The 12,733-nt window shown below is 72.1% G+C and carries 10 protein-coding genes; 7 read left to right on the top strand and 3 right to left on the bottom strand.

Annotation, left to right across the window (positions count from 1 at the left end; all coding sequences use genetic code 11):
• Positions 1–211: 211 nt before the first annotated feature.
• On the bottom strand, positions 212–2,431 hold the full coding sequence (locus JK359_RS36320; protein ID WP_201843893.1) for an NADP-dependent isocitrate dehydrogenase: 2,220 nt from the start codon (positions 2,429–2,431) through the stop codon (positions 212–214).
• 339 nt (positions 2,432–2,770) lie between these two features.
• Between JK359_RS36320 and JK359_RS36315 the strand changes: the two genes are divergently transcribed.
• The 7 genes from JK359_RS36315 to JK359_RS36285 all read left to right on the top strand — a co-directional run bounded on the left by JK359_RS36315 (position 2,771) and on the right by JK359_RS36285 (position 9,880).
• A complete protein-coding gene (locus JK359_RS36315) occupies positions 2,771–5,425 on the top strand; it encodes a winged helix-turn-helix domain-containing protein (RefSeq protein WP_201843917.1) in 2,655 nt (884 codons plus the stop codon).
• Between the two features lie 129 nt (positions 5,426–5,554).
• On the top strand, positions 5,555–7,183 hold the full coding sequence (locus JK359_RS36310) for an MFS transporter (protein ID WP_201843892.1): 1,629 nt from the start codon (positions 5,555–5,557) through the stop codon (positions 7,181–7,183).
• Positions 7,184–7,199: 16 nt separating this feature from the next.
• The gene (locus JK359_RS36305; RefSeq protein ID WP_201843891.1) at positions 7,200–7,718 is read left to right on the top strand and encodes a hypothetical protein; all 519 of its coding nucleotides are present in this window, start codon (positions 7,200–7,202) and stop codon (positions 7,716–7,718) included.
• Positions 7,719–7,819: 101 nt separating this feature from the next.
• The gene (locus tag JK359_RS36300) at positions 7,820–8,017 is read left to right on the top strand and encodes a DUF8691 family protein (protein WP_201843890.1); all 198 of its coding nucleotides are present in this window, start codon (positions 7,820–7,822) and stop codon (positions 8,015–8,017) included.
• 167 nt (positions 8,018–8,184) lie between these two features.
• Positions 8,185–8,832, top strand: coding sequence for an HdeD family acid-resistance protein (locus JK359_RS36295; protein ID WP_201843889.1), 648 nt, complete (start codon positions 8,185–8,187; stop codon positions 8,830–8,832).
• A gap of 119 nt (positions 8,833–8,951) precedes the next feature.
• Positions 8,952–9,419 (top strand): SHOCT domain-containing protein, encoded by a 468-nt coding sequence (locus JK359_RS36290; RefSeq protein WP_201843888.1) that lies wholly within the window; start codon positions 8,952–8,954, stop codon positions 9,417–9,419.
• 35 nt (positions 9,420–9,454) lie between these two features.
• Complete coding sequence (locus JK359_RS36285) at positions 9,455–9,880, top strand: DUF7144 family membrane protein (protein ID WP_201843887.1); 426 nt, start codon at positions 9,455–9,457, stop codon at positions 9,878–9,880.
• Positions 9,881–9,928: 48 nt separating this feature from the next.
• Here JK359_RS36285 and JK359_RS36280 read toward each other — a convergent pair whose 3' ends face one another.
• Together JK359_RS36280 and JK359_RS36275 are read right to left on the bottom strand one after the other, a co-directional pair.
• A complete protein-coding gene (locus tag JK359_RS36280; protein WP_201843886.1) occupies positions 9,929–11,020 on the bottom strand; it encodes a mechanosensitive ion channel family protein in 1,092 nt (363 codons plus the stop codon).
• A 184-nt stretch (positions 11,021–11,204) separates the two neighbouring features.
• Complete coding sequence (locus JK359_RS36275; RefSeq protein WP_201843916.1) at positions 11,205–12,701, bottom strand: amino acid permease; 1,497 nt, start codon at positions 12,699–12,701, stop codon at positions 11,205–11,207.
• Positions 12,702–12,733 lie beyond the last annotated feature (32 nt).

The raw sequence follows: 12,733 nt of genomic DNA, 5'->3' as shown, positions 1-12,733 counted from the left end.
CAAGGTGTCATACCGCGCTGACAAGGTGGCATACGGCACTGACAAGGCGTCGTACCGCACCGACAGGTGTCATACGGCACTGACGACGGGGCTCCCGCCCGGCACCGCACGAGCGGCACGGCGGGAACGACCGCGCCCCGGCCGGGCAGTGCCGACCGGGGCGGAGTCGTCGGGGACCGTCGGGTCGCGGGGACCGTCGGGGCCGCGGGCGTCAGCTCAGGGAGCCGAGGACCTCGTTCCAGGTGGCCGACGGGCGCATGACCGCGTCCGCCTTGGCCTTGTCGACCTGGTAGTAGCCGCCGATGTCGGCCGGCTTGCCCTGGACGGCGATCAGCTCGTCCACGATCTTCTGCTCGTTCGCGGCGAGCGTCTCGGCGAACGGCGCGAACGCCTTCGCCAGGTCGGCGTCGTCGGTCTGCCCCGCCAGCTCCTGCGCCCAGTACAGGGACAGGTAGAAGTGGCTGCCGCGGTTGTCGATGCCGCCGACACGGCGGGTCGGGGACTTGTCCTCGTTGAGGAAGGTCGCCGTGGCGCGGTCCAGGGTGTCGGCGAGGACCTTGGCGCGGGTGTTGCCGGTGGCCGCCGCGTACTGCTCGAAGGACGGGACGAGCGCGAAGAACTCACCGAGGGAGTCCCAGCGCAGGTAGTTCTCCTTGACCAGCTGCTGGACGTGCTTCGGCGCGGAGCCGCCGGCGCCCGTCTCGAACAGGCCGCCGCCCGCCATCAGCGGGACGACCGACAGCATCTTGGCGCTGGTGCCCAGCTCCAGGATGGGGAACAGGTCGGTGAGGTAGTCACGCAGCACGTTGCCGGTCACCGAGATGGTGTTCTCGCCGCGGCGGATGCGCTCCACCGACAGCTTGGTGGCCTCGACCGGGGACAGGATCCTGATGTCCAGGCCCTCGGTGTCGTGCTCCGGCAGGTACTGCCGGACCTTGGCGATGAGCTGCGCGTCGTGGGCGCGGTTCTCGTCCAGCCAGAACACCGCCGGGTCGCCGGTGGCGCGGGCGCGGGTGACGGCCAGCTTGACCCAGTCGCGGATCGGGTCGTCCTTGGTCTGGCAGGCGCGGAAGATGTCACCGGCGGCGACCGGCTGCTCGATCAGCACGTTGCCCGCGGCGTCGACCACCCGGACGGTGCCGGCCGTGGCCAGCTCGAAGGTCTTGTCGTGGGAGCCGTACTCCTCGGCCTTCTGCGCCATGAGGCCGACGTTCGGGACGGAGCCCATGGTCGACGGGTCGTAGGCGCCGTTGGCCCGGCAGTCGTCGATGACGGCCTGGTAGACACCGGCGTAGGAGGAGTCCGGGATCACCGCGAGGGCGTCGTGCTCCTGGCCGTCCGGGCCCCACATGTGGCCGGAGGTGCGGATCATCGCCGGCATCGAGGCGTCGATGATGACGTCCGACGGGACGTGCAGGTTGGTGATGCCCTTGTCGGAGTCGACCATGGCGAGGGCCGGGCCCTCGGCGATCTCGGCGTCGAAGGAGGCCTTGATCTCGGCGCCCTCGGGCAGGCCCTCCAGGCCCTTGAGGATGCCGCCGAGGCCGTCGTTCGGGGTGAGGCCGGCCGCCTTGAGCGTCTGGCCGTACTTCGCGAACGTCTTCGGGAAGAAGGCGCGCACCACGTGACCGAAGATGATCGGGTCGGAGACCTTCATCATCGTGGCCTTCAGGTGCACGGAGAACAGGACGCCCTCCTGCTTGGCCCGGGCGACCTGCGCGGCGAGGAACTGCTCCAGCTCGGCGACGTGCATGACGGAGGCGTCGACGACCTCGCCCGCGAGGACCGGTACCGACTCCTTCAGCACGGTGGTGGTGCCGTCCTCGGCGACCAGCTCGATCTTCAGCTTGCCGGCCTCGGAGATCACCACGGACTTCTCGGTGGAGCGGAAGTCGTTCTCACCCATGGTCGCCACGTCGGTCTTGGACTCGGAGGTCCAGGCGCCCATGCGGTGCGGGTGGGTCTTGGCGTAGTTCTTCACCGACGCCGGGGCCCGGCGGTCGGAGTTGCCCTCGCGCAGCACCGGGTTGACGGCGGAGCCCTTGACCTTGTCGTAGCGGGCGCGGATCTCGCGCTCCTCGTCGGTCTTCGGGTCGTCCGGGTAGTCCGGCAGCGCGTAGCCCTTGGCCTGCAGCTCGGCGACGGCGGCCTTCAGCTGCGGGATGGACGCCGAGATGTTCGGCAGCTTGATGATGTTGGCCGCGGGGGTCTTGGCCAGCTCGCCCAGCTCGGTCAGCGCGTCCGGGATGCGCTGGTCCTCGTTCAGGTACTCCGGGAAGACGGCGATGATGCGCCCGGCCAGCGAGATGTCCCGGGTCGTCACGGGCACACCGGCCTGCGAGGCGTACGCCTGGATCACCGGCAGGAACGAATGCGTCGCCAGGGCCGGGGCCTCGTCTGTGTAGGTGTAGATGATGGTCGAGTCAGTCACCGGGTGCTCCGCTCCACGTCTGCAACATTGCTCGACATCAAGATATCTCGTGACCGGGGTCTGCTCGACAGGGGTCCTGGCCGGAAAACGTGCCGTCCGTCATGCCGCCCGCTCCCGCACGCCGGACCGGTGGAGCCGGGTGCGGTGATCCGGGGCACGGCGCGGGACCTTCGGCCGGGCCGGCCCGTCCCGTGCGGACTGCGCCGGGCCCGGAAGACTGGGATCCTGAGCGAGTGGAGTCCCTTCCACGTACGAGTGGAATCCTTCCACCGAGCCGATGGACAGGGTGGTGGTGACCCTGTGGCAGAGAAGCCCGGAAGCACGCGGGAGCCGGCCGTCATGGACCTGGACCCCCGGGGAGAACCCTTCCTGCGGACCAGATTCGCGCTGCCGGCCAGACCGGCCACCTTCCTGCTCCGCCCTCGGCTCGCCGCGCACCTCGACCAGGCCCTCTCGACCCGGCTGACCCTGGTCGACGGCTGCGCCGGTGCGGGCAAGACGCTGCTGGTCGCGGACTGGGCCGCCCGGCTCGGACAACCGGTCGCCTGGTTCACGGCCGAGTCCGGGGACCAGGGCTGCGGAATGTTCTGGGCCCATGTGCTCCAAGCCCTGCGTTCCGCCGGCGTACCGCTCTCGCCCGCGGTCGGCTGCCCCGGCGACCCCCGAAGCGTGGACCGCAGGCTGCTGGCCCGTCTCGCCGGCGAACTGAACGGGCGTGAGCGGCCCGTCCTCCTCGTGCTGGACGAGTTCGACCGGGTGGCCTCCGCGCGGATCACCGAGCAGCTGGAGTTCGTCCTGCACCACGCAGGACAGGGTCTGCACCTGATCCTCGTCGCCCGCACCGAACCGCTGCTGCCGCTGCACCGCTACCGGGCGGCCGGGATCATGACCGAGATCCGGGACGCCGAGCTGGCCTTCACCGCCGACGAGACCGCGGCACTGCTGGAGCTGCACGGACTGCGGCTGCCCACGGAGGCCGTCCGTGCCCTGGTGGAACGCACCCGGGGCTGGGCCGCCGGGCTGCGCCTGTGCGCGCTGGCCGCCCAGCAGAGCCCCGACCCCGAGGCGTACCTGAAGGACTTCGAGGCGGGCCGGAGCACGATCGCGGACTTCCTCCTCGCCGAGGTCCTGAAACGCCAGCCCGCCCGCTCGCAGGACCTCCTGCTGCGCGTGAGCGTCGTCGAGCGGTTCTGTCCCGGCCTGGCGGCTGAGCTGACCGGCCGCGGCGGTGCCGAACCGCTCCTCGCCGCACTGCACGGCCAGAACGCGTTCGTGGAGGACCTCGGGCACTCCTGGTACCGGCTGCACCCGCTGTTCCGGGAGATCCTCCGGGCCCATCTGCGGATCCGTTCGCCGGGGCTAGAACCGGAACTCCACCGCTGCGCCGCACGGTGGCTGCACGCCTCCGGCTGCCTGCCCGAGGCGCTGGCCCACGGCGCCGCCGCCGGGGACTGGGACTTCACCGCCCGGGCTCTCGTCGACGACCTGGCGATCGGCCGGCTCTTCACCGGTCTGCGCGCGAGCGACCTCGCCGGGCTGTTCGCACCGATGGGGCCCGAGGCCACCGGCCCGGCGGCGGACCTGGTGCGCTCCGCCCGCGACCTGGCCGAGCGGGACGTGGAACGCGGCCTGTTCCACCTGCGCCGGGCAGAGGACCGGCTGGCCGCGCAGCCGCCCCCCGCCGCGGTCCGGCTGAGCTGTCTGCTGCTGGAGTCCCTGGCGGCCCGGCTGTCCGGTGCGCCGGGCATGGCCGAGCGGGCCGTGGCAGCGGCCGGGGAACCGCTGGGCAAGGTCTCGGCAGAGTTGCTGGAGAAACACCCCGAACTGACCGCCCTGATGCTGACCCACCTGGGGGCGGCACGGCTGTGGGCCGGCCGTTTCGACGACGCCCGCGCCGCTCTGTCCCAGGTCACCGCATGTCCGAGCGGCGTCCTGACCGCGCCGCCGCGGGAGGACTCCCTCGGCCAGCTGGCGCTGATCGACTACCTGGACGGCCGGCTCTGCCGGGCGGAGCGCACAGCGCTGGCGGCCCTGGGCGAAACGGAGAAGTACGGTGTGGGCGGCCGTCGCTCGGCCGGCGCGGAGCTGGGCCGGCTGGTGCTGGCGGCCGTGGCCGTCGACCGCGGCGAACTCGGGCGGGCCCAGGCACTCCTCGACGAGGCGGCCGCTTCCGGGGCGCCCGGCGACCCGGTGACGGCCGCCGGCCGGTCCCTCGTGACGGCACGGCTGCTGCTGGCGCGGGGCGATCCGCGCGCCGCCGCGGCGGCCGCCGAACCGGCCCTGCCGGCCGTGGTGGCCTCTCCATGGGCGCGGACCCAGGCGGCGCTCGCCGGATCCGCGGCCCGTCTCGCCGAAGGCCGCCCGGACAGCGCCGCGCAGGTGCTCGGCGCCGTCACCTGCGCGGAAGAGCCCGCGTGCGCGGCGGAGCTGGCCTGGGCCCGGCTCGCCGCCGGGAACCGGGAGGCGGCGATCGAACTGCTCGACCACATGCGGACCGGGACCCGCTGCGGCCCGCGGGCGACCGTCCGTGCCGCGCTGGTGCGTGCCCGGGCCGCCCAGGAGGCGGGGGACGTCGCCGAGGCCCGCAGACTGCTCGCCCGTGCCCTGGTGGAGGCCCGGCGCGAGCGGCTGCGGTCGCCCTTCCTGGAAGCCGGGCCCGGCATCGGACACCTCCTGCGCACGCCCTTCCTGCAGGGCCTGGCCGCCGACTGGCTCAGCCCGGACTCCCGGCGCGGCGGCCCCCCGAGCACGGCCGCGGACCCCTCGCCGCCGGTCGTGGAGGAACTGAGCGGCCGCGAGCGCGACGTCGTGGCCGGCCTGGCCGACATGATGACCACGGAGGAGATCGCCGCCGACCTGTACGTCTCGGTCAACACGGTGAAGACACACCTCAAGAGCATCTACCGCAAACTCGGCGTGAACGGGCGCGCCGAGGCGGTGCGCCGGGCCCGCGACCACGGACTGCTCCGGTCCCGCGAGCACGGACTGCCCTGACCTCCGTCCGGACGGCTCGCCCGTGACGGGTGAGGCGGGCACCGGGCTCCGGCGCTGCCATGGAGGTGGCGCAGGCCCGGCCGCCGGCGGACCGTGCGGGCGCCCGGCGAACTCGGCGAGGTGAGCACCATGGGGCACTGGCGGGCACTGGCGGTGCTCGGGGCGGCTCAGTTCCTCATGGTGCTGGACACCTCCGTCATGAACGTCTCCATCAGCCAACTGGTCGAGGACTTCCACACCGAGGTCACCGCCATCCAGGCCGTCATCACGCTGTACGCGCTGGTCATGGCGGCATTCATGATCATCGGGGGCCGGCTCGGCGACATCCACGGCCGCCGCCGTCTGTTCCTGACCGGCCTGGTGGTCTACGGAGCCGGTTCGGCCGTGACCGCCCTGGCGCCCACGCTGTGGATGCTCGCGCTGGGCTGGTCCGCCATCGAGGGACTCGGCGCCGCGATGGTGCTGCCCGCCATGGCGGCCCTGGTCGCCGAGATGTACCAGGGCAGGGACCGGGCGGTCGCCTACGGTGTCATCGGCGGGCTGGCCGGAGCGGGCATCGCGGTCGGTCCGCTGCTGGGCGGCTGGGTCACGGCCTACCTGACCTGGCGGCTCGTCTTCGCCGGCGAGGTCGTGGCCGTCGTCGTCATCCTCTGCTGCCACCGGGTGATCAGAGAGCCCGCGCGGACCGGACCGCCGCCCCGGCTGGACACGGTCGGCGCGGTGCTCTCGGCCGCCGGGCTGGGCCTGGGCGTGCTCGGGGTGCTCCAGAGCAGCACCTGGGGCTGGGTGCAACCGCGCAACCCGCCCTTCACCGTCCTCGGCTTCGCGCCCACCCTGTTCGTCGTCGGTGCCGGGCTGGCAGTCCTGGCCCTCTTCGGCCACTGGGACCGCAGACGCGAGGAGGCGGGCGCCGACCCCCTCGTGCACATGTCCCTGTTCGCCCTGCCACCCCTGCGGTCCGGACTGCTCACCCTGCTGAGCCAGAACATGATCCTCCTGGGACTGTTCTTCACCATCCCGCTCTACCTCCAGGTGGTGCAGGGGTTCGACGCCTTCCAGACGGGCCTGCGGCTGCTGCCGGTGTCCGTCACCATGCTGCTCACCTCCCTGACCGCCGCCGGAGCGGGCCGCAGACTCGGGCCGCGCCGGGTCGTCCGCCTGGCCCTGGTGGCGCTGACCGGAGCCGTCGTGTGGCTGCTGGCCACCATCGACCCGGCCATCGACGACGCCCAGTTCGCCGGGGCCATGGCGGTGCTCGGCATCGGCATGGGGCTGCTCGCCTCCCAACTGGGCAACGTCGTCCAGTCCAGCGTGGGCGACGAGGAGCGCAGCGAGGCCGGCGGCCTGCAGTACACGGCGCAGAACCTGGGCTCGGCGCTGGGTACCGCGCTCATCGGCTCGATACTCATCGGCGCGCTGGCGCATGCGTTCACCGCTCAGGTGGAGGACGACCCGCGCATCTCGGACCAGGCCCGGAAGCAGACCGGGGTGGCGCTGCAAGCCGGGATCAGCTTCGTGCCGACCGACCAGGTGCGCTCCGCGGCACGAAGCGCAGGACTGCCGCCGGCCGAGGTCGACGCCCTCACGGACTCGTACGCGTCGGCACAGCTCGACGGCCTGAAGGCGGCGATCCTGGCGACCGGCGGGATCACCGTGGCGAGCTTCCTCGTCACCCCCGGCCTGCCGGCCGGGCCGACGCTCCGCGACCGGCCGGGGACGGCGCGCCGGCCGGCCCGGCCGATGCCGCACGGCGAGTGACGCGGAAGGCGCGACGATGCCTGCGAGCGGTCGGGCCAGGGCCCGGGAGCGCCGGACCGAGCGTCGCGCCCACGCCGACTACACGGGCGCCGTGTACGGCTCGATGCTCGCCGCGTCGGTGGTGGTCGGCGCGTCCGGCCTGGGTGAGCACCCCCGCCTCGAGCTGGTGCTCCTGCTGTTGCTCACCTCCCTCGTCTTCTGGATCGGGCACGTTCACGCCAAGCTGTTCGGGGCCCACCTCGCCGAGCGGCGACCGGACCCGTCGGCCGTCCTGCGGGTGTGCCGCGAGGAGTGGCCGATCGTCGAGGCGGCCGTTCCGCCGGCCCTCGCCGTCGCCGTCAGTCCGCTGCTCGGACTGGGCGTCGTGGGCGCCGGCTGGCTGGCGGTCGCGGTGGCCGTGGCCGGCCAGGTGGGCTGGTCCGCGGTCGGGGCACGGCAGGCGGGGGCCCCGGCCCGGGTAGTGGCGGGCAGCGCCGCGGTCAATGCGCTGCTCGGTCTGGCGATCATCTCGTTCAAAGCGGTCGTGTCGCACTGATGCCGGGTGCCGGATCACCTGCGCCGGGTGAGGCCCCGGGCGGCGGGCCGGAGCAGTATCGCGAGCGAGACCGCAGCAGGCCCGCGGCGGGAGAACGGCCGATGCGCTACGAGATCCGTGTCGACGGACACATGTCGGAGACGCTGACCGAGGCGTTCCCGGAGCTGGAGCACGTGATCATGTCCGGACAGACGGTGCTGTTCGGCCCCGTCATCGACGAGGCGCACCTGTACGGGCTGCTCAACCGCTGCCAGTCCCTTGGCCTACGGGTCGTGGAGCTGCGGCAGCTCCCGGAGTGACCGCCCGAGTAGCCGGTGCCGCCCCACCGGCCGCGCCGGGCGCGGGCATCACCCGCGGCGGGTGATCCGGCGCCTCGACCGTGCTGGGAGGGTGTCGTGACGAGGGGTCGCGTGCCGCCCCGCCGGCGGTCCGCGAGCGGTCTGGTCCCCTCACGCGAGGAGGAGCCATGACCGAGCCGCGTGGACAGGCGCCGCAGGCCGGACCGTCGTACCCGACCGGCGGGGCGGCCCCCGGCCCCGTGGGGACCGTGACCGCGATCGCACGCTCCTGGACCTGGATCCTGGGGTCGGCGCTCGTGACCCTGGCGGCGGGCCTGCTGATCCTCGTCTGGCCGGACGAGACCCTGCACGTCCTCGCGGTCCTCGTCGGCCTCTACCTGCTGCTCGCCGGCGCGCTCCGGTTCGTCACCGCGTTCGCGCGGGAGAGCCACGGCGAACGGCTGCCCGCACTGCTCATCGCCGTGCTCTACGTCCTGGCCGGCGTGCTGTGCCTGCGCAACCCGGTGCAGACGGTCGCCGCGCTGTCCCTGATCGTGGGGCTGACGTGGCTGGTGTCCGGCCTCCTCACGCTGTACACGGCCCTGGCGGCCGGGGACCTGCCGCACCGCGCCGTGGTCCTGGGCGCCGCGCTGCTCGGCATCGTCGCCGGGATCGTCGTACTGGCGCTGCCCACCGAGTCGGCCCGGGTCCTGACCCGGCTGCTGGGTCTGTGGCTGGTGCTGCTCGGGCTGGTCGAGCTGGGCGTCGCCTTCGCCTGGCGGGCCGCGCTGCGCGGGAGCGGTCCGCAGTCCCGCGGACCGGGTCCCACGGTCTGACCCGGGCGCAGGCTCACCCGCACCGGGTGAGGACGACCCGCCTCCGGCGTGCGCATGGTGACTGGGGCAGAGTCCGGCTCGCCGAATCCGGCGGGCCGGTACCCGGACGGAGGAGAGAGATGAGCGCGCAGACCTACCTCGCGTACGACTACCCGCTGCTGAGCGTGTTCTGGAGCATGCTGGTCTTCTTCCTGTGGATCCTGTGGTTCGTCCTGCTGTTCCGGATCATCGTCGACATCTTCCGCGACGACGACCTGAGCGGCTGGGCCAAGGCCGGCTGGACGCTCTTCGTCGTCGTGCTGCCCTTCCTGGGCGTCTTCGTCTACCTGATCGCCCGCGGGAAGGGCATGGGGAAGCGGGAGGTGGCGGAGGCGCGTGCCCGCCAGGAGGCGTTCGACTCCTACATCAGGCAGACCGCGGTCAGCGGCCCGGCCAGGCCCAGCAGCGCCGAGGAACTCGCCAAGCTGTCCGACATGCGCTCCCGCGGTGACATCACCGACGACGAGTTCCGCAGGGCGAAGGCCCTGGTCCTCGCTGAGACCGGGCCGGCCGATCGTTCCGACCTGCACAGCGCCACCGGCAGCTGAGCCGTGCCCTCCGACCCGTGAATCGAGGCTCTCGTATGTCCGCGACACACTCCACCCACCCCAGCTCCGCCCAACAGCAGTGGACGGGCGGCCTGACGGCCTTCGCCGGCGTGATGCTGCTCGTCGCCGGGATCCTCGGCGTGTTCCGGGGCATCATGGCGATCGCCCACGACGACGTCTTCGTCACGACGCCCAACTACGTCTTCAAGTTCGACCTCACCAGCTGGGGCTGGATCCACCTGGTCCTGGGCGTGATCGCCGTGATCGTCGGCTGCGGCCTGTTCTCGCTGGCGATGTGGGCTCGCGTCGCCGGTGTGGGCATCGCCGCACTAGTCATCATCGCCAACTTCCTCTCCCTGCCGTACTACCCGGTGTGGTCGGTCGTGATGATCGCGTTGTCCGGCTTCATCATCTGGGCCCTGTGCGTGGTCCAGCCGGACGAGGCCGTCGAGGGTCCGTGACGGGTGAGCCGGAGCCGGGCCCAGAGCACTGCCCGGCAGCGGCCGGCGCTAGTCGGCCCGGGTGGGTTCCGGCGCCACGTCCTCACCGCTGCGCTGATGCGGGATCACCACCGAGCCCTGCTGCAGGGCCACCGTGCGGGTGGGGGCCGGGATGCGGATGCCCTCCTCGCGGTAGCGGCGGTGCAGGCGCTTGATGAACTCGTGCTTGATCCGGTACTGGTCGCTGAACTCGCCCACGCCGAGGATCACCGTGAAGCCGATCCGGGAGTCGCCGAAGGTGTGGAAACGGATGGCCGGCTCGTGCTCAGGGACGGCGCCGGTGACGTCCGTCATGACGTCCGTGACCACGTCCGCGGTCACCCGCTCGACGTGCTCCAGGTCCGAGTCGTAGCTCACGCCGACCTGCACCAGCACGGTCAGCTCCTGCTCGGGCCGCGTGTAGTTGGTCATGTTTGCCTTGGCGAGCTGGCCGTTGGGGATGACCACCAGGTTGTTGGAGAGCTGACGGACCGTCGTCTGGCGCCAGTTGATGTCGACGACATAGCCCTCCTCACCGCTGCTCAGCCGGATGTAGTCGCCCGGCTGGACCGTCTTGGAGGCGAGGATGTGGACGCCCGCGAAGAGGTTGGCGAGCGTGTCCTGCAGGGCGAGGGCCACGGCCAGACCGCCGACGCCCAGGGCGGTGAGCAGCGGCGCTATGGAGATGCCGAGGGTCTGCAGGACGACCAGGAAGCCGATCGCCAGGACCAGGACGCGGGTGATGTTGACGAAGATGGTCGCCGAGCCCGCGACGCCCGAGCGGGACTGGGTGACCGTGCGGACCAGGCCGGCGACGACCCGGGCCGCGGAGAACGTCACCACGACGATCAGCCAGACCTGGAGCACCTGGTTGACGTGGTGCTGGACGGACCGGGTGAGCGGCAGCACGGCCGCTGCCGCCGACGCGCCGCCCGCGATCGCCGCCCAGGGGACGACCGAGCGCAGTGCGTCCACGATGACGTCGTCGCCGCTCCAGCGGGTCCGCTTGGCGTGCTTGGCCAGCCAGCGCAGCAGGGTGCGCGACATGAGGGCGAGGACCAGGCCCGCCGCCAGGGCGATACCGGCGAGGACCAGGTCGTCCAGGGTCAGGGCGCGGTTCACCGGTCACCTCCGGGGTGCGGAACTGCCGCGGAGAGCCAGTTGTGAAGTCTCGTCACGTTGCCACCTGCTCGATGTCCGGGATGTGCGACCGCGCCGGCCCCGGAACTCCGGCGACCGGCGCGCTCGTTCATCCTGCCGTATCCGGCACTCCAGTTCGTACCGGGACCGGCGTTCCGCGGACGGCTCAGACGATGCCCTCGGCGAATTCGGCCTGGTCGCGGTCGCTGCCGTAGGCCGCGGTGGTGGGAGTTCCGTACGACCGGCGGGCGACGTACCACCAGACGCTGGCGAGGACCAGGACCACGGCGAGTGCCACCGACGCGTAGTTCATGGTGTCGACGGTGACCGGTGACGCCTGCGGCAGGCAGAACAGGACCGTCACGCAGGCCACCCACACGACCGCGATCCAGCCGATCGGCTTGCTCCAGCGGCCCAGTTGCCACGGTCCCGGCTGGAACCGGTCACCCGCGCGCAGCCGCAGGTACACGGGGATGGCGTAGGCGGGCGTGATGCCGATGACGTTGATGGCGGTCACCGCGTTGTACGCCGTCGCCGAGTACAGCGACGGCAGGGCGAGGACACAGGCCACCACGACGGACAGCCAGACGGCGGCGACCGGGGTCTGGGTACGGCCGCTCACCTTGCGCCACAGGTGCGAGCCGGGCAGCGCCCCGTCCCGGCTGAACGCGAACACCATCCGGCTGGCGGCGGCGACCTCGGCGTTCCCGCAGAACAGCTGAGCGGTGATCACGACGAGCAGCAGCGCGCTCGCGGCGTCGGTGCCGAGACCGTCGAGCAGGATCTGGGCGGGCGGTACGTTGGTGCCTGTGGTGCGCGTGGCGTCGTAGTCCTGGATGGCGAAGGTCAGGCCGGCCAGCAGCACGAAGCCGGCGAGCCAGGACACCCAGATGGCGCGGACGATGCCGCGGGAGGCGGCCACCGAGGCGTGCGAGGTCTCCTCGGACAGGTGGGCCGAGGCGTCGTAGCCGGAGAAGGTGTACTGCGCGAGGAGCAGGCCGATCGCCGCCACGTACAGCGGATTGTCCCAGCCGGTCTCGTTGACGAACTCGGTGAACACGAAGGACGGCGACTGGTGGTGGTCGGGGACGATCGCCAGCGCGCCGACGATCAGCGCGACGCCCGCCAGGTGCCACCACACGCTGATCGAGTTGAGCACGCTGACCAGGCGGACCCCGAACAGGTTCAGCACCGCGTGCAGCAGCAGGATCGCGCAGAAGATCAGCATGGTCTTGCCGGGCGTCGGCTCGAAGCCCCACTGGAGGTTGGCGAACGCGCCGGTGAACAGGGCCGCGCCGTAGTCGATGCCGGCGATAGCGCCGAGCAGACCGAGCAGGTTCAGCCAGCCCGTGTACCAGCCCCAGCGCCGGCCACCGAGCCGGTCGGCCATGTAGTACAGGGCACCGGACGTCGGGTAGGCGCTGGTGACCTCGGCGAGCGCGAGACCGACGCACAGCACGAACAGGCCGACGCCCGCCCAGCCCCACAGCATCACGGCGGGACCGCCGGTGTTCAGGCCGAAGCCGTACAGGGTCATGCAGCCGGACAGGATCGAGATCACCGAGAAGCTGATCGCGAAGTTGCCGAACCCGCCCATGCGGCGGGCCAGCACCGGCCGGTAACCGAGTTCGCGCAGACGCTGCTCCTCGTCCTGCTGCGGCATCCCCGGCGCGGGGGCGATCGAGGGATCGGGGG

This window comes from Streptomyces actinomycinicus, from assembly GCF_016741775.1.
In the GTDB taxonomy this organism is placed as follows: Bacteria; Actinomycetota; Actinomycetes; order Streptomycetales; family Streptomycetaceae; genus Streptomyces; species Streptomyces actinomycinicus.
The sequence above is the reverse complement of the archived record's forward strand: the minus strand, read 5'-3'. Positions and strand labels throughout refer to the sequence as shown.